The sequence below is a fragment of the Heyndrickxia vini genome (assembly GCF_016772275.1).
GTDB lineage: Bacteria > Bacillota > Bacilli > Bacillales > Bacillaceae_C > Heyndrickxia > Heyndrickxia vini.
In genome coordinates this window covers 2,804,239-2,822,503 of record NZ_CP065425.1, presented here as the reverse complement: position 1 = coordinate 2,822,503, position 18,265 = coordinate 2,804,239, and the positions used below count along the sequence as shown (strand labels likewise).

Sequence of the window (18,265 nt, the reverse complement as noted above, 5' to 3'; positions counted from 1 at the left end):
GAAGTCGTAAATTTAATTAAAATAAAAAAGAATGGAAAAATTTTGTTTATTAAAGCTCCAATTTTAAGATGGACACCGAAAGTGTACGCTTAATGTTTATTGAAAAATAGCTTCTAAAAAGAATGGAGGAAAAAAATAATGACTACTGGAACATCTACTAAATCACTTCCCAATCGTAATGAAGTGACTGAAGAGTTAACTTGGAGATTGGAAGATATATTTCCAAGCGATGATGTATGGGCGAAGGAATTTAAAGATGTAAAGATATTATTACCAAAAGCTGACCAATTCAAAGGGAAGCTAGGAGAAAGTGCTGATCAATTATATGAGGCACTGAAATTTCAAGATGAAATATCCGAAAGATTAGGAAAGTTGTATACATACGCCCATATGCGCAATGATCAAGATACCGGAAATTCCTTTTATCAAGGTCAAGAAAGCAAAATGAGAAGTTTATTAGCGGAGGCTGGCAGTGTATTTGCCTATTTAGTACCTGAAATATTGTCGATTGAAGAAAATAAATTAAATGGCTTTATTGATGAAAAAAGCGAGTTGAAATTGTATAAGCACGTATTAGAACAATTAAATCTTCAGCGTCCACATGTTCTATCTGCTGATCAAGAAGCACTGCTTGCTCAAGCTTCTGAAGTAATGGATGCATCCAGTAATACATTTGGAATGCTGAATAATGCTGATCTTGAATTTCCATCTATTAAAGACGAGGATGGAGAAGAAGTTCAAATTACTCATGGGCGCTACTCTCGATTTTTAGAGAGCTCAGACCAAAGAGTAAGAAAAGAAGCATTTGAGAAAGTGTATGAAACATATGGGAATTTTCGAAATACGTTTGCTAGTACATTAAGCGGGCAAGTGAAAAGGGATAATTTCAATGCAAAAGTTCGTAAATATGATTCTGCAAGACATGCTGCACTTTCAGCAAACAATATTCCCGAAAGTGTTTACGATAATCTTGTGGACACGGTTAATAAAAATCTCCATCTTCTACACAAATACATTAAACTTCGTAAAAAAGTTCTTGGGGTTAAGGAATTGCATATGTATGATCTATATACTCCACTAGTAAAAGATGTGGAAATGAAAATTCCTTATAATGATGCAAAAGAGATGGTTCTAAAAGGCCTTGCACCGCTTGGTGAAGAATATTTAGACATTTTGAAAGAAGGCTTTGAAAATCGCTGGGTAGATGTTGTTGAAAATAAAGGAAAAAGAAGTGGGGCCTATTCATCTGGTGCATATGGTACAAATCCGTATATTTTGATGAACTGGCAAGATAATGTAAATAATCTTTTTACTTTAGCACATGAGTTTGGCCATAGTGTTCACAGTTATTATACGAGGAAAAACCAACCGTTTACCTATGGTGATTACTCGATATTTGTAGCGGAAGTTGCATCTACATGTAATGAGGCTTTATTAAATGATTATTTGCTTAAAACGATTGATGATGAAAAGAAAAGAATTTATTTATTAAACCATTATTTAGAGGGATTCCGCGGAACCGTTTTCCGTCAAACGATGTTTGCCGAATTCGAGCATTTAATTCACCAAAAAGAACAAAACGGTGAAGCATTAACTGCAGAATTATTAACGAAAGAATATTATGATCTAAATAAAAAATATTTTGGGGAAGAGGATATTGTTATAGATGAACAAATTGGTTTGGAGTGGTCCAGAATACCTCACTTCTACTACAATTATTATGTTTATCAATATGCAACAGGATTTAGTGCGGCGACTGCACTAAGTGCGCAAATTCTTGAAGAAGGAAAACCTGCTGTTGAACGCTATATCGGGTTCTTGTCGGCCGGAAGTTCTGATTACCCAATTGAAGTATTGAAAAAGGCGGGCGTGGATATGACATCGTCAAGTCCAGTTGAAGAAGCACTTAAAGTATTTGAAGAGAAATTAAATGAACTTGAAAGCTTATTATCATAGTATTCAATAAAATTTGAAAAGGGTCGAGCAACTTCGCTGGACCCTTTTTCTTTGAATAAAACTTATTTAAAACCGCGAAAATGGTTTTTCCTGTTTAAATAAAGAACAAAAATGAACAGTATCAGAAATAACATAGGGGAGGTAATGAAAATTGGAAGGAGCTTCATTAGCCCAAGAATGTTTACACAAAAAGCAAGGAGGATGACAAAAAGAAAAATTGGAAAAACAAACTTTTGCATAGAAATACTCCTTCCATAAAAACCTGACTATTAAATATTTATGTATTTATCAGACAAAATATCACTCGTTTTTGACAATATTGTGAAGCTCTTAACATACACTTGCACATACAAGTAAAATCATGCTATAGTAGGGACGTGAAGTTGATCACAAACAAACATATACCCCTTTGTTTGACCGTGAAAAATTTCTCCCATCCCCTTTGTTCGTGTTGAAAAAGGTCTTGCTGTTGCAAGGCCTTTTTCTTATAATGATTCGAATAATAACAACTTCTCCTACTCAATTGGAACAAAAAAAGGATATAGCATTAAACTATACCCTTCTCAAATATTAGTCCTCATTTTCAATATACTTCCAAAAAGTACCGTGTTTTCCGGGGATTGCTTTCACCTTTTGTTGCAACACCCATTTTTTTAATTTTTTCTCTACCTCCGTTATCGACATATCATAAACGATGGCAATTTCTTTTGAAGCAACCAATTTATATATTTTTAAAAATTGTTCTAATGGTGGTAAAGGATTAGGCTTTGTTTTAGTACCAAGCATTTCTTGAATAATTTGCACGTATACGTTGTATTCATAAAGCCCTGTGATTTTTAACCCCTCATCTTCAATATTCTCATTAAAGAAAACGAGAGAAGGGAATTCATTGACTTCCATTTCCGATAAAATTTTTAAGTCACATTGGAAGGCTTTCGCTGCACTCTCAGAATGAATATCATTTAAAAATTCCTCAGTATCCAAGTTAATACTATTTGCACATTCAACAAGAACATCTAAGTTTGATACATTTTGCTTCTCTAAAAATAGAAGCTCTTGTATTTTTCTTAAAAATCGAATTCCTGCTCTTCTTCCCTGCAATTCAGCAGCTTTGATTGCAATAGACGTTATATATGGAGCAGTAATTGGATTATCAAACCAAAGGTTTCCGTCACAAGACATCCCTGTTCTTGTAGCAGTTTTTTCCCAAAGCTGCGCGATGGAATCAATTTTTTTAGAATTAATATTTAATCTTGTTAAGCTACTGCTTAAAACATGTTTCAATCGAAAATATTGTCCAAATTCTAGCTGTAATTTTTTAATAATTGGCTCCAATGCCCAACATTCTGGACATAATGGATCAACAAACATATATATTTCTAGTGGCTTTTTATCAGAATTACAAAAGCAATGGTAATTTGAAACTAGATTGTCTTTCAATTTTTTTCACCTGTTAATTCATCTGGAGTATTTACCATATGCCTTGCTGTCAAAACTAATCTAGAAAAAAACTCTTCTCGTATCGTTCCTTCTAATTTTATTTCATCCATTGCTTCACTCATACATGATAACCATGCTTTTGCTCTTTTTGGTGTTATTTCATGTGGAAGATGACGTGCACGCATCATCGGATGACCATAGGCATTTGTATATAATTGAGGCCCACCCAAGTATTGTGTTAAAAACATTTTTTGTTTTTTCGCGACTTCGGATAAGTCCTTTGGAAATATTGGGATTAAATCGGGATGTTTCGCGACTCTCGAATAAAATGCATCGACGAGTTGGTGCAGTGTTTTTTCCCCGATTACCTCATACGGTACTATGCGTTTCTCTACCATATGAAAAGCTCCTTTAAAAAGATTTTTATTGTGTATTTTCATTTTAGCAGGTGAACGTCCAATAACTCAAACAAATAGCCTTTTCAATGATTATATTTTGCAAAACAATGAATATTATCCCAGTGAATATATTAAAAAAAACGTTATTCTTTCGAATAACGTTTATCCATAGAATGAGCTCGAAATGTTTTTTACATAATTTTGCGTTTCCTTAAATGGTGGAATTCCTCCGTAACGATCGACATTTCCCGGCCCTGCATTATAAGCAGCGAGTGCCAGTTTGATATCTCCATCATAGCGGTCAAGCATGTTTTTTAAATATTTACTGCCGGCAAATATATTTTGTTCCGGATCAAAAACATCCGTCACGCCCAGGCTACTTGCTGTAGAAGGCATTAATTGCATAAGACCCGATGCGCCAGCACTACTAACTGCATTAGAATTAAAGCTGGATTCGTGTTGAATAACCGATTTAATCAATTTTGCAGGTACATTGTATTTTTCACTCGCCTTTTGAATAATTGAATCAAGATCTTTTGGGACATTGACTGGTTTCAAATTCATTGGAAAATTAAAATTCACTGGCAAAGTTTGATTTAATGTATTATTTAAAGTGCTTGTACTACTTTCTGTTTTTCCATTAATGGAACTTTGCATGGCAGTCGCTAGTAATTGCTGAAAAAGAGAACTTGTGTCCGATGATTGGGAGCTAGGTGCATTTGAAAAACTTTGAAGTGCCTGCAATTCAAGTAATGTTTTAATTTGATTCACTGTTGTCATTCGTTTTTTCCCCACTTAAGTATTGTTTTTTTGCGTTATAAAACCTGACAATTTTATTTTCAGTTTCACGAATAGGTATATTTAATTGGTTCATTAGCTCTTGGAAAATTCTTTCCCCTATAATTCTATCTGCTACTTCATATTCTATCTCAAAATCTCTTTTATTTAAATAGGAACTAATGTCAAAAACAAGTAATCCATCTTTATAATTTATTTCAGCTCTGTTCGTTGTTAAAGATCCAAAATAGTTGATGTTGTCTAACGGAAGGCTTAATTGTCGTAATTTATTTTTTACTTCTCCTTCAGGCAGTTCCCCTGACGTGATCAATTGATTGGCTAGTTGTTCATTGATTTTTTCATTGGTTTCTAATAAGCCAATCTCTGCAGGTGATTTTAGTGTAAGTTCATATTGATTCTTTTTCTTTCGAATTCGCAGTGCACATCCTAATTGTTTTAATTGAAAGGTGGGGGAGTCAAAATAATGATTGATTTGTTCAATAAAAAGATTTTCCGTAAGTGAAAATTCATTTTTGATTCGGATGAATTCTTCTTGAGTTACTAAATTTTTTAATTCTATTTCAATAACACTGGCCATAGTTTATTATCGCTCCCTTTTTTCCTTTATTCACTGTTTGCATTTTATCAGTTGTAGTCTTGCATTAGCAATCAAGAATTATGGTAAAATGGAAATGGATTTATGATTAGGTAAATTTCTACTCCTGATTTGTTAGTTAGAGGTGATTGTTAGTGAACCATTGGGATCAATTTTTAGCTCCTTATAAACAAGCTGTGGATGAATTGAAAATTAAATTAAAAGGGATGCGTACCCAATTCGAGCAGGAGCATATCCACTCTCCAATTGAATTTGTAACCGGACGCGTGAAACCGATTGTTAGTATTTTAGATAAAGCAACACAAAAAGAAATCCCGCTCGATCAATTAGAAACCCAAATGCAGGATATCGCTGGACTTAGGATGATGTGTCAATTTGTTGATGATATTAAAAAAGTAGTCGAGCTATTAAGAATGCGAAATGATTTTAAAATTATTGAGGAACGGGATTATATTTCAAATAATAAACCAAGTGGATATCGCTCCTATCATGTAGTTATCGAATATCCTGTTCAAACAATTCATGGAGAAAAAAAGCTTCTATGTGAAATTCAAATTCGCACACTTGCAATGAATTTTTGGGCGACAATTGAGCACTCACTAAATTATAAATATCGTGGACAGTTTCCTGAGGACATTAAAATGCGTCTACAACGTGCCGCAGAAGCAGCTTTCCTATTGGATGAAGAAATGTCTGAAATTCGGGAAGAAATTCAAGAGGCACAAGTTTATTTTACAAAAAATAAAGAACAACATAAAAATGCGAGAAAAAAGAATTAATAAATCATGAATCAAATATATGGGAGAAGGTGAATGAACTTGAAATTTTCGATTACATCAAAAGGAAATGCAAAGTCGAATACATTGATGCATAAAATACGTACATATTTACAGGATTTTGGACTAGAGTACGACGAGGCAAAACCGGATATCGTCATTTCAGTTGGTGGGGATGGAACATTGCTATACGCCTTTCACCGCTACAGTTCAAGATTAGACAAAACCGCTTTTGTAGGAGTTCATACTGGCCATCTTGGTTTCTATGCAGATTGGGTACCGGAAGAAATCGAAAAGCTTGTTATTGCAATAGCAAAAACACCATATCAGGTTGTTGAGTACCCTCTTCTTGAAGTGATCATTCGTTATCAGCATGGTGGCAAAGAAACTAGGTATTTAGCATTGAACGAGTCAACGGTAAAATGTGTGGAAGGCACATTGGTCATGGATATTGACGTTCGTGGTCAACATTTTGAACGCTTCCGAGGAGATGGATTATGTCTTTCAACTCCGACCGGAAGTACAGCTTATAATAAAGCATTAGGTGGAGCAATCATTCATCCTTCAATAAAGGCGATTCAATTAGCGGAAATGGCTTCCATTAATAATAAAGTATTTAGAACAATCGGATCACCATTGATTTTTCCAGGGCATCATACATGTACACTTAAGCCTGTTCGCGAACAAGATTTCATGATCACTATCGATCATCTTACATTGCTACATAAAGATGTGAAATCGATCCAATTCCGTGTGGCAGATGAGAAGATTCGTTTTGCACGATTTCGCCCTTTCCCGTTTTGGAAACGGGTTCATGATTCATTTATTTCAGACTAAAAGAGAGGGAGCACGAATGGCTTCTTATTCCTTGCAATGGAAAATCACTCAAAAAGATGAAGATAAGATTATTAAACAATTTTTAAGTGAGAAAGAAATTTCACGAAGAGCGTTAACTGATATTAAATTTGCTGGCGGACAAATAATGGTCAACGAGCGTGAAGAAAATGTTCTATATCAATTAAAATGCGGTGATCGGCTCGAGGTTACTTTTCCACCTGAAAAAAGCAGTGAATCGTTAGTTGGAGAGGATATTCCGATTCATATTATCTTTGAGGATAAAGATTTATTAGTGATAGATAAACCTGCATTTATGAATACAATCCCTTCAAGAGAGCATCCGAATGGAAGTCTTGCCAATGCGCTAATCGGGTATTATCAAAAAAAATCTATTGATGCTACCGTTCATATCGTTACACGTTTGGATAGAAACACTTCAGGATTAGTTCTAGTAGCGAAACATCGATACATCCATCATTTGTTAAGTAAAATGCAGCAAAAAAGAATGATTAAACGTACTTACGAGGCATTAGTGGAAGGCATTTTAAGCAATGATTCCGGAACTATTGATGCACCGATTGGCCGTAAAGATTCAAGTATTATTGAAAGGGAAGTAAGAACAGATGGAAAAGCTGCACGTACACATTATCACGTATTAAAACGTTGTTCGAAGTTTTGTCATATCCAATTGTCACTGGATACAGGAAGAACACATCAAATTCGTGTACATATGTCTTATGCTGGTCACCCCCTTTTAGGTGACGATCTTTACGGTGGAAGTACTGATAAGTATGAACGTCAAGCCTTGCACTGCAGCAATCTTATTTTCTATCATCCAACAACGGGCAAAGAAATGACTTTTCATAGTGATTTTCCGTTTGAAGTGTGAAGTAATGGACTTTAGTATAAGAGGCTAAAGTCCATTTTTTGCTATGGTGTTTTAAGTTCCTTTTTGTAAAATGCATGTACCTAGTTTGATATAGATTTAAACGATGAAGACTCTAAAAATCGAAATCATATTCTGAATGATATAGATAAAACGAGAAAAATCTAAAATATCCATATCAAGGCGGACGTATGAAATAGATAAAGTAAAGAAAATCCAAAATATCAATATCAAAACCGTATATGACATAGATAAATCAAAAAAGATCTAAATATCAATATCAAAACCGTAGTATGACATAGATAAAACAAAGAAAATCTAAATATCAATATCAAAACCGGCGTATGACATAGATAAATCAAAAAAGATCCAAATATCAATATCAAAACCGGCGTATGATATAGATAAATCAAAAAAAATCCGAATATCAATATCAAAACCGGCGTATGACATAGATAAATCAAAAAAGATCTAAATATTAATATCAAAACCGGCGTATGACATAGATAAGTCAAAAAAGATCCAAATATCAATATCAAAACCGGCGTATGACATAGATAAAACAAATAAGATCTAAATATCAATATCAAAACCGGCGTATGATATAGATAAAACAAAAAGATCTAAATATCAACATCAAAACGTACTTATGATATAAATAAAAGCCTCAATTTCAATCGCAATTATGAGGAGCTTTATTTCACATAAAATGCACTCTTGCCATGCCCAAAGAGTTTAAAGTTTTTTGATAAAATCCTCTGAATCGTTTGTAAAGGAATGATCTTGCACCATTCATGTATGATCATGCTGGTAATTTTCGCCTCGGGAAATAGGATCTTAAATTCCTCTATGCTTCGTATAACAGCGCAAGTAACATCCTCTTTGTGACCACAATGACTGCATGCTAAATTTTTTCTTAGAAAACTAGCATAAAAAGACTGGCACTCCGAACAGGGAATTCCTTTTTTTAAGTCATTAAAACTGTATTTAGGTAAATTCCTATACGGTAAGCCCTGTACTTGACATGACAATAGTTTTTCAATTAATTTCAAATGATTTTTTGTCCTAGTGGCAGATTTCTTCTTTAATTTTTCCATAAATCGATTAAGTTGGTTAGGAAAAATTATTTGAGGATTTCGTGGAGCATTATATAAGTGGAATTCTGGATTGATAAAAATAAGATAGGGTTCAACTGTATAATGAAAGCTATGATTTTTTAGAAATCTGCGGAAAAGGGATTCAGTTCGTTTTAATTGTTGAAACGGATTACTGATTTCATTTCCTGACACAGAATACCAAGATTCATTTTCAACATAGAAGTCCCCTTCATAATTTTTTATTTCAAAGATATAGGAAGATTCAGAGTGGAGGCCAAAACTATCAATTTGAAAGGAAGTGTTGTTTGCTTCAAGATGTAGGTCATTAAGTATAGTCCAATCATTTGAGAGAGTTGATAATAATTTATCAAACTGCTTCTCACCTAGGAAGCCTTTTTGAAGGTTTAATAAGTAAAGCTTATCTTTTGCAGATAGACCCATTCGAGGATGTAAATAGTTTAAAACGTTTAAATCAACTGGTTCTTTACGATGTTTTATAATAATTTCATCACCTACTTTCTTTTTGAAATTTTAATATATTCTGCCTACATTTTCAATAATAAAGTAATAAGTTCAAACAACAAAAACGTGAGGCAAGTTAGCCACACGCATATTATTACTCAAAACTCCTAAATTTCCCTTCCACATACGGCATGGAAGAATCGACAGAAACGGTCTCCATTTCAGGATAGCGTAGTGCTGTTAACTTTCCTCCGAATACTGCCCCGGTATCAATATTGACAGTTTTTCCGACAAATCTAGGTTTCTGAACAGGTGTATGTCCATAGACTATCCATGCATCGCCATTATAATTTTTAGCCCAGTCACGTCTTACCGGTGAGCCATCCTCATGCTTTTCTCCAGTTATATCTCCATACAATACAAACGTTTTGACACTTTTATTGGACAATCCAATATAATCTTCACGAATTCCTGCGTGTGCAATGATTAGATTTTTTTTATCGATTATTTGATACAGCGGTGCCTCTTCGTATAATTGCATGAACATTTTTTTATAATGATTTTCTTCTTTTCCAGTGCAGGCTTTAAGCTCAGCAACGGTTGTTTCTAAACCATGTGTAATTTGTACATTTCTCCCTAAAAAATATCGGTAAAGTTTATTGCAATGATTTCCGGGAACATAATAGGCAAGATTTTTCTGTCGAAGCCTCCATACAGTTTCAATGACTTTCAGAGATTGTGGACCGCGATCGGTAAGATCACCAACAAATCCTACTATTCGATGATCCGGATGAATCGGAATATCATTTTCAAACCTATATCCCAAAGCAGTCACTAAACGAACAAATTCATCATAACAGCCATGAATATCTCCAATAATGTCTATTTTCATTTTGTATCCTTTCCATACTATAGTGATTACTATTATTTTAAATATATTTTAAATAAATATGTGGAAAACTAACGTAAGAAACATATTCAAATTACAATACAAATGAATAAAGTTTTGTTAGGATATGTATTATGTAATTTTAGAAACGAAGGTGATGAACGTTGGGTGAAAATCTAGAAGATCAAAAAAAACTTCATCAACAGATATTATTGAACACCGCATTAGAAAATAAAGATATTCATAATTTTCGTGATGAATTTCTCAGCTTACATCCCTATGATCAAGCTCGGTTTTTTATTGAAATTGATCCGGTACATAGAAAACAAGTTTATTATTTTTTGTCTCCGAAGGAAATGGCATTTCTGTTTGAACAACTAGAAATCGAAGATGAGGAATATCGAAAATTATTGTCTGAAATGCTACCACAATATGCGGCAGATGTCCTTTCTTATATGTTTACGGACAATGCGGTCGATGTGTTAAATATTCTAGAAAAAGATCAGGTTGCAAGTTATCTGACGATGATGGATCAGGGTGAAGCTCAAGAAATTAAAGATTTGCTTCATTATGAAGAATACACCGCAGGAAGCATCATGACAACCGAATATGTCGCGATTGAAGCAAGTCAAACCGTACGATCAGCTATGTTTATTTTAAAGAATGAAGCTGCCAAAGCGGAAATGATCTATTATCTATATGTCATTGACGAAGAGAAAAGGCTTGTCGGCGTTCTTTCACTTCGTGACTTAATTATTGAAGAAGACGATACGATGATTACGGAAATTATGAATGATCGGGTCGTGTATGTATCCGTTAGTGATGATCAGGAAGATATCGCCAGAAGAATGAAGGATTATAATTTCTTAGCTATTCCTGTAGTTGATTTCCAACGACATTTATTGGGGATTATAACGATCGATGATATCGTGGATGTCATTGATGAAGAGGCTTCCGAGGATTACTCTAAGCTTGCTGCAGTTTCCGATATGGATTCACCAAGTAAAAGCCCATTTTCAGCTGCCAAAAAGAGATTGCCTTGGCTTATTGTCCTCCTTTTTTTAGGCATGTTTACAGCGAGTCTAATTGGTCGTTTTGAAGATACACTGAAACAAGTAGCATTATTGGCAGTTTTTATCCCGTTAATTGGTGGAATGGCAGGTAATACAGGGACACAGGCATTAGCTGTAGCCGTAAGAGGAATTGCTACGGGAGATGTGAATGAAGAGAGTAAATGGAAGCTCATTCTTAGGGAAGCAGGGACAGGATTTATTACTGGGGCTACATGTGGTATTTTGATTATGATTATCGTGTATGTATGGAAAGGGGAACTATTTCTTGGTTTATTGGTAGGGATATCAATATTGGCATCATTAGTTGTAGCTACTATGTCAGGTTCGTTAATTCCACTTCTTATGGATAAACTAAATATTGACCCTGCGGTAGCATCAGGTCCATTTATTACGACAATAAATGACATTATCTCAATCCTAATATATTTTGGAATGGCCAATTTATTTATGAACCATTTAATTTAAAGAAATTTGAAATATCGTTATTAAAAAAGGGGAGGAACTATGGAAGGATCACTTACGTCTGTTGTTATAGTAGTTATTGCTGCATTTCTTACGCCACTTTTATTACATCGCTTTAAGCTTAATGTTATACCAGTTGTAATAGGTGAAATTATCGTTGGATTGATCATTGGGAAAAGTGGCTTTGATTTAATTGAAAAGGATATGTGGCTACAAACATTATCTACATTAGGATTTATTTTTCTTATGTTTTTAAGTGGAGTCGAAATTGACTTTTCCGCTTTTTCTGGGGGAAAAAAGGATGCCACTCTGCCTAATGGAAAAAAAGAACCAAACCGATTAAAGGTTGCAATCGTAATCTTTATTGGAATACTCATTTTATCTGTACTACTTTCTTACTTATTCGTCTTTGCCGGTTTAGTAGACGATGTATTTTTATTAACATTAATTATTTCTACCATCTCGCTAGGTGTAGTCGTTCCGACATTGAAGGACGCTCACATCATGAAAACAGCTATTGGACAAATCATTCTTCTCATCGCCGTCATAGCTGATCTTATAACGATGATTCTGTTAACCGTTTATGTGTCATTAACAGGTGGCGGTGAAGGAAATATGTGGCTAATCCTAATTTTATTTGCAGCAGGGGTTATACTTTATTTCATTGCCAAACGATTTAAGCAAAAGTCCTTTTTTGAAAAGCTTTCAAGAGGTACGACACAAATTGGGACACGTGCTGTATTTACATTAATTCTTGTTCTTGTTGCTTTATCCGAATCAGTCGGTGCAGAGAATATATTAGGAGCATTTTTGGCTGGAACATTAGTTTCGTTATTAGCACCAAATCCAGAAATGGTACGGCAGCTTGATTCTTTCGGATATGGATTTTTAATTCCTATTTTCTTTGTCATGGTTGGTGTTGATCTTGATCTATGGTCATTGTTTAGTGATAAAAAATTATTAATTTTAATTCCGTTGCTCATTATTGCCTTTTTATTATCGAAATTCATACCGGTTTTCTTACTAAAAAAATGGTATGACACTAAGACTGTTGTCTCATCGGCTTTTTTGCTTACTTCAACTTTATCACTGGTTATTGCTGCAGCAAAAATCGCTGAACGTATTGGGGCAATTACACAAGAAATGAGTGGAATGTTCATTTTAGTGGCGGTTATTACATGTATCATTACACCAATTTTATTTAGAAAATTGTTTCCAAGAGAAAATTTACAAGAAAGAAAGAGAAAAGTTTCTTTAGTGGGAGCAAATCAACTTACATTACCCGTTACAAGAGAATTAAGTCCGAAATTATATGATGTCACACTGTATCATACGAAACTGGACAAAGCGGATAAACAAATTGCTAATTCTCTTTTTAAAGTAAAAGAAATAAATGATTATGAAGTAGTAACATTGGAAGATGAGGGAATCTTTGCATCGGATATTATAGTATTTATGACCGGTGACGAAGAAACCAATACACCATTGGCAGTTGAAGCAAAGAATCGCAAAGTGGACAGAGTTATTGCCCGTATAGAGTCACCACAATTACAAGAACAAGTTCGTGAAAATGATGTGGAAGTATTTTCAACGCTTCTATCTACTCAAGCATTACTACGATCACTTATCGAGTCACCAGCGGTCATGAGAATATTAACCAATCAGGAAAATTCGCTTTTTGAGATAAACATGTTAAATAATCAATTTGAAGGGATGACTCTTCGGAAATTTCCTTTCACAGGTGATGTTATTTTCGTCAGAATTTTCCGAGGCGGTGAATCGATTATTCCTCACGGTGATACAGAGCTCCATATAAATGATCGGTTAATTGTTACAGGTTCAACAGAATATGTCGATGAACTTAAACGTGAACTAGAATTCTGTGAGTGGTGTTAAATTTAAAAATAGACTATTAATAAAAGAATGAATCATGTAAAATTAGCACTAGGTACTAAAGATTTAGTACCTAGTACTAATAACTTCTGATAAACTTATACATAATCCATTCTAGGAGGAAAATAAATTATGAATCTTTCTTTACAAGGTAAAACTTTTGTTGTCATGGGAGTTGCGAATAAACGCAGTATTGCGTGGGGGATTGCTCGCTCACTTCATGCGGCGGGAGCACGCTTAATTTTCACATATGGCCGTGAACGTACGGAAAAAAGTGTAAAACAGTTAGTTGAAACCCTTGAAACGAATAATTCCATTATTCTTCAATGTGATGTAACAAGCGATGAACAAATCCATACATGTTTCAGCAAAATTAAAGAAGAAGTTGGCACTATTCATGGGATCGCTCATTGTGTAGCTTTTGCGAATAAAGAGGAGCTCAGTGGTGAGTATTTGAATGTTACACGTGAAGGATTTTTATTGGCGCAAAATATTAGCGCATATTCACTTTCCGCAATCGCTAAAGAAGTGAAAAATTTAGAATTAATGGCTGAGGGAGGAAGTTTTATTACTTTATCCTACCTCGGTGGCGAGCGTGTAATGACGAACTACAACGTGATGGGAGTTGCGAAAGCATCTTTAGAAGCAAGTGTAAAATATTTAGCGAGTAATCTTGGTCAATATGGCATACGTGTAAATTCGATTTCAGCAGGACCGATACGTACCCTTTCTGCAAAAGGTGTTAGTGATTTTAACACAATTTTGAAAGAAGTAGAGGAAAAGTCACCGCTTCGTCGTTGTACAACACCAGAAGAAGTAGGAGATACAGCTGTATTCCTTTTCAGTGATATGTCTAGAGGAATTACTGGAGAAAACATCCATGTTGATTCAGGCTATCATGTAATAGGCTATTAATCATTACCAACTCAGCATAAAAGAAAGTCTCATTTCATTGGAAATGAGACTTTTTATTTTCCTTCAATTAAATGCTGTCCATTTTAAATTAGATGGTCGACATAGTGACTATCGCACTTACTTATTCTTATTTTTTTCATATCTTAAAGGAGCATAGTTTTTCTTTTTAATGTAAATCAAGCAATATTCCTATCAAAAATAGTACAAATATTGGTTTTTGGTAGAAGTTCAATAAAAATAGTGAATTGTACCTTTCGAAATAAATTATCGAACATAATTTGTAAAAGAACATTTTTAGAAAGGGGCAACAAAGTGATACAAGACAAAACACCAAAAGTAGCAGTAATCGGTTTAGGGTTTGTAGGGCTTCCATTAGCGATGCTATTAGTTTCAAAGGGATTTAAGGTAATTGGTTTAGATATAGATGACAAAAAAATTTCATCCATAAAGAATGGGAAAAGCTATATTTCCGATATTAGCGATGAAACATTAGTAAATGCTCTTGGGTCAAATCAGTTTAGTGCTACTTCGAAGAACGAAGTCCTTGAAAAAGTAGATGTTATTATTATTTGTGTTCCAACGCCATTAAAACATGACAAATCTCCTAATTTAAATTACGTAGAATCAGCAGCAGAAATGATTCAGAAGAGGATTAAAAAAGGACAATTAATCGTATTAGAAAGCTCAACTTATCCTGGAACGACAAGGGATATTGTAAAACCAATACTTGAAAAAAGTGGTCTGTTCGTCGGTCGGGATTTCCACCTCGCTTATTCTCCAGAAAGAGTGGATCCAGGTAATAAACAATTTGAATTAGAAAATACACCAAAAGTAGTTGGGGGAATAACAGCGGATTGCAAAGATAAAGCAGTTGAACTGTATACGAAGATATATAGTGATGTAGTTCCCGTTTCATCTACAGAGGCAGCGGAATTTACTAAGCTATTAGAAAATACCTACCGATTTGTAAACATCTCTTTTATTAATGAAATGGCGATGATGTGTAATGAAATAGATGTGAATCTTTGGGAGGTAATTAATGCAGCGAGTACGAAACCTTATGGATACCATCCTTTTTATCCAGGGCCGGGGATTAGTGGACATTGCATTCCTGTAGATCCCCTTTACTTACAATTTATCATGAAACAAAAAGGTTTATCCAGCCAGTTTATACATTTATCCGATCAAATGAATAAAGAAATCGTTGAATTTATCGTTCGTCGTACATTTGAGATTGCAGAAAAGGAAAAACCTTCTGTCCTAATTTATGGATTGACTTACAAAAAAGATATAGGTGATATAAGAGATTCACGGGCGATTGATATTTTCACACAATTAGTCGAAAAAGAAGCACAAGTTACTTATCATGATCCATTTGTTCCAGAAGTAGAAATCAATGGTGAAAGAAAACAAAGCATTGCCTTAGATCCTCAAATAATAAGCGAAAATGATATCGTTCTTATTTTAACGGATCATACCAATATTCCTGCTGAATTATTCGCTGAAAATGCTAAAGCAATCTTTGATACACGAGCTGTATACATGGATGATTCATTAAATAAAGGGAATATCAAACAGTTAGGAAATGGATTACTAGTATAACTCAAATGTAAGAGGATCAAGTAGAATAATTGAGAAAGGACAATGGTGAAGTATGGAGAATAATCTGATATTAAAAGATACGTTTCAAACCGTTCGAAATGAATTAAAAACAATAACTAATCAAATCACTAGCCAAATTAATAGTAATATTTCCCAAGGATTCGAGGCATTTCCTTGGAAACTACCCCAAATACAAACTACATCAATCACTTCTAAAATAGAGGAATTCCAAGTTGATCAACAAATAATAGAGAGATTTTTAAAAAGGAAAAATGAAGTAAAAGTATTATTTGAAAAAATGACGAATGAGAAATTACCTGTGAATAAACAAAATATAGCGAATATTTTAGACGGTAAAATAGGCTTTAGTGATATAGCAAAAATATTTAAAAATGATAAATTACAAGTTGTTAAATCGGTGGTAGCCAATTTTTTAAACAGCAGAAATGAAATGAATACATTAGTAGAAACAATTGATAAAAACGGAGTACAAGAAGCAAATGATGGATTATCCAGTATTGATAACTTAGCCAGTAAAGATCGTGTAAATGTAAGTGAATTGAAGAAAGAATTAAACTCATTGGTTGATCAACAAGTACAAATAGAAACATCATCAGGCAGTATTTCCGGGAGATTATTATCGGTCGAACAGGATTATATTATCGTTGGATACACTATCCTTATCCCTTTTAACCGAATTGTATCAGTTTATGACTTATCAGGGAGGGAAGACTAATGCCACAAGAATATTTTATTAATGAACTAGCATCCTATATTGGATCAGATATAGAAATTAATACGAATAGGGATGTTATTGATGGATTATTGGAAGAAGTAAAAGGTAAACATGTTACAATTGTTGAATTGGTCGATTACAATTCAAAGAAGCATACGAATTTTTCAATAGACGAAATAAACTTTGTTCGTATTCTTTAAATTTCAAAACATATCATTTAAAAAAATCATTCTGTTTTCGGAATGATTTTTTGTGTTTAATAAAAATAGGGCATAGGGTAGCTGCACGGTTGAACATTGACATACATACTCTATATATAGAGATGCTGTTTTCATAACGAATGTTAAAAGTGTAAGTAAAGGAGACAATAACTATGTCAAATACGCCAACTGGCTATCTAACTGCCGAGGAACTTTCTATTCAAAACCATATATGTGTATTACCTTGCGGGGACTTATCTGAAGTTGATACGATTGACTGGTCAAAAGAAGACCTAGAATATTATCAATATTATTTTATTGATGGAAAACCAGTTGATACAATGTTTCGTGCATTTATATTTAATCCCATTCAAATGAGGAAAGATTATTATATCCAGGTCATGCACTCAGGGATTGGAAAGCCAGCCAGAAATAATGATTGGCAACTGGCAATTGATCATTTATTTAAGGAAAATGTTAATTTAAGCGCATTAGCACAAAATACGAGGGTTGGGGACAAAACTGATATTTGGGTTACGATTCCTTATCCTAATCCGTTACAAGAAAACTTCGGAGTAGTTCTGGGGAACAAGTTAGATTTCACTAACGAGACTGATCAAATAAAGGCAATCCAATGGTGGATTGACAGTTTTATTATGCGATGGGAAAAAGAAACTCATCTGCATGATGCATTATCATTTAAAGGATTCGTGTGGCAAAGAAGTTCCATTAATGCAAGTGATGAAAATTTAGTAAAAGAAACAAATGATTATATCCATAATCGCGGCTTCCTCGCACTATGGTTATTTACTTACGGATCTTCAGGATGTGTGGAATGGAGTGATTTCAAATTTGATGCCGCTTGTGCCAATCCAAACTATTATGGAAATACCAATATAGATATCAACTGGATTAAAAATAGTACAGCTTTTGCTAGTCATTATCATACGGGTATGCAAATTATTTATGGCAAAGGCAAATTATTTAATGATACCCATATATATGACTATTTGAATTTAGGAATAAGCCATGGATATATGAATAATAGTTTAGTAGTCTTTCAATTTCCAAGTCAAACAATGAAGATGATCCTCAACAACGATCTTGTAGCATATATACAAATCTACTCCTTTATAAAGAAAACATATCAACATTATCCATATACCGGAATTTCCTATTAGTATTTTCGTAATGAAAAAAGCATCCTGTTTGTAAGAGCTTCTTCTCACAAATCAGGATGCTTTTTTTGT

17 protein-coding genes are annotated in these 18,265 nt (G+C 34.0%); 11 read left to right on the top strand and 6 right to left on the bottom strand.

What is annotated here, in order from left to right:
- The first annotated feature begins 138 nt into the window (after nt 1-138).
- Nucleotides 139-1,956 (top strand): oligoendopeptidase F, encoded by a 1,818-nt coding sequence (gene pepF / locus I5776_RS14150; protein WP_202777028.1) that lies wholly within the window; start codon nt 139-141, stop codon nt 1,954-1,956.
- A 570-nt stretch (nt 1,957-2,526) separates the two neighbouring features.
- On the opposite strand, the gene I5776_RS14145 is transcribed toward pepF, so the two are convergent.
- From I5776_RS14145 to I5776_RS14130, 4 genes are all read right to left on the bottom strand, one after another.
- Nucleotides 2,527-3,396 carry a ClpXP adapter SpxH family protein gene (locus tag I5776_RS14145; RefSeq protein ID WP_246483796.1) on the bottom strand — a complete coding sequence of 290 codons (870 nt, stop codon included), beginning with the start codon at nt 3,394-3,396 and terminating at the stop codon, nt 2,527-2,529.
- Nucleotides 3,393-3,794: a globin domain-containing protein gene (locus I5776_RS14140; protein WP_202777027.1), complete on the bottom strand. Its 402-nt coding sequence runs from the start codon at nt 3,792-3,794 to the stop codon at nt 3,393-3,395. Before I5776_RS14140 ends, I5776_RS14145 begins: the two co-directional genes overlap by 4 nt.
- Nucleotides 3,795-3,956: 162 nt before the next feature.
- Complete coding sequence (locus I5776_RS14135; protein WP_202777026.1) at nt 3,957-4,574, bottom strand: lytic transglycosylase domain-containing protein; 618 nt, start codon at nt 4,572-4,574, stop codon at nt 3,957-3,959.
- A complete protein-coding gene (locus I5776_RS14130; RefSeq protein WP_202777025.1) occupies nt 4,552-5,169 on the bottom strand; it encodes a CYTH domain-containing protein in 618 nt (205 codons plus the stop codon). Before I5776_RS14130 ends, I5776_RS14135 begins: the two co-directional genes overlap by 23 nt.
- A 152-nt stretch (nt 5,170-5,321) precedes the next feature.
- Here I5776_RS14130 and yjbM point away from each other — a divergent pair, with 152 nt between their 5' ends.
- From yjbM to I5776_RS14115, 3 genes are read left to right on the top strand one after another with little or no spacing between them, the layout of a single operon-like run.
- Nucleotides 5,322-5,966 carry a GTP diphosphokinase gene (gene yjbM / locus I5776_RS14125; RefSeq protein ID WP_202777024.1) on the top strand — a complete coding sequence of 215 codons (645 nt, stop codon included), beginning with the start codon at nt 5,322-5,324 and terminating at the stop codon, nt 5,964-5,966.
- A 39-nt stretch (nt 5,967-6,005) separates the two neighbouring features.
- A complete protein-coding gene (locus tag I5776_RS14120) occupies nt 6,006-6,800 on the top strand; it encodes an NAD kinase (RefSeq protein ID WP_202780807.1) in 795 nt (264 codons plus the stop codon).
- A 16-nt stretch (nt 6,801-6,816) separates the two neighbouring features.
- Nucleotides 6,817-7,689, top strand: a complete 873-nt coding sequence (locus tag I5776_RS14115) for an RluA family pseudouridine synthase (protein ID WP_202777023.1) — start codon at nt 6,817-6,819, stop codon at nt 7,687-7,689.
- Between the two features lie 692 nt (nt 7,690-8,381).
- On the opposite strand, the gene I5776_RS14110 is transcribed toward I5776_RS14115, so the two are convergent.
- Nucleotides 8,382-9,224, bottom strand: coding sequence for a nuclease-related domain-containing protein (locus I5776_RS14110; protein WP_202777022.1), 843 nt, complete (start codon nt 9,222-9,224; stop codon nt 8,382-8,384).
- 175 nt (nt 9,225-9,399) lie between these two features.
- Nucleotides 9,400-10,137 (bottom strand): bis(5'-nucleosyl)-tetraphosphatase PrpE, encoded by a 738-nt coding sequence (gene prpE, locus I5776_RS14105; protein ID WP_202777021.1) that lies wholly within the window; start codon nt 10,135-10,137, stop codon nt 9,400-9,402.
- A 161-nt stretch (nt 10,138-10,298) separates the two neighbouring features.
- Here prpE and mgtE point away from each other — a divergent pair, with 161 nt between their 5' ends.
- The 7 genes from mgtE to I5776_RS14070 all read left to right on the top strand — a co-directional run bounded on the left by mgtE (nt 10,299) and on the right by I5776_RS14070 (nt 18,196).
- Nucleotides 10,299-11,672, top strand: coding sequence for a magnesium transporter (gene mgtE / locus I5776_RS14100; RefSeq protein ID WP_202777020.1), 1,374 nt, complete (start codon nt 10,299-10,301; stop codon nt 11,670-11,672).
- Between the two features lie 39 nt (nt 11,673-11,711).
- Nucleotides 11,712-13,565: a monovalent cation:proton antiporter family protein gene (locus I5776_RS14095; RefSeq protein ID WP_202777019.1), complete on the top strand. Its 1,854-nt coding sequence runs from the start codon at nt 11,712-11,714 to the stop codon at nt 13,563-13,565.
- Nucleotides 13,566-13,694: 129 nt separating this feature from the next.
- Nucleotides 13,695-14,477 carry an enoyl-ACP reductase FabI gene (fabI, locus tag I5776_RS14090; RefSeq protein ID WP_202777018.1) on the top strand — a complete coding sequence of 261 codons (783 nt, stop codon included), beginning with the start codon at nt 13,695-13,697 and terminating at the stop codon, nt 14,475-14,477.
- 312 nt (nt 14,478-14,789) lie between these two features.
- A complete protein-coding gene (locus I5776_RS14085; RefSeq protein WP_246483795.1) occupies nt 14,790-16,079 on the top strand; it encodes a nucleotide sugar dehydrogenase in 1,290 nt (429 codons plus the stop codon).
- 52 nt (nt 16,080-16,131) lie between these two features.
- Nucleotides 16,132-16,815 carry a DUF2642 domain-containing protein gene (locus tag I5776_RS14080; protein ID WP_202777017.1) on the top strand — a complete coding sequence of 228 codons (684 nt, stop codon included), beginning with the start codon at nt 16,132-16,134 and terminating at the stop codon, nt 16,813-16,815.
- Nucleotides 16,815-17,015, top strand: coding sequence for a DUF2642 domain-containing protein (locus I5776_RS14075; RefSeq protein ID WP_202777016.1), 201 nt, complete (start codon nt 16,815-16,817; stop codon nt 17,013-17,015). Before I5776_RS14080 ends, I5776_RS14075 begins: the two co-directional genes overlap by 1 nt.
- A gap of 173 nt (nt 17,016-17,188) precedes the next feature.
- Entirely contained in the window at nt 17,189-18,196 is a 1,008-nt protein-coding gene (locus tag I5776_RS14070; RefSeq protein ID WP_202777015.1) for a DUF4855 domain-containing protein, read from the top strand.
- Nucleotides 18,197-18,265 lie beyond the last annotated feature (69 nt).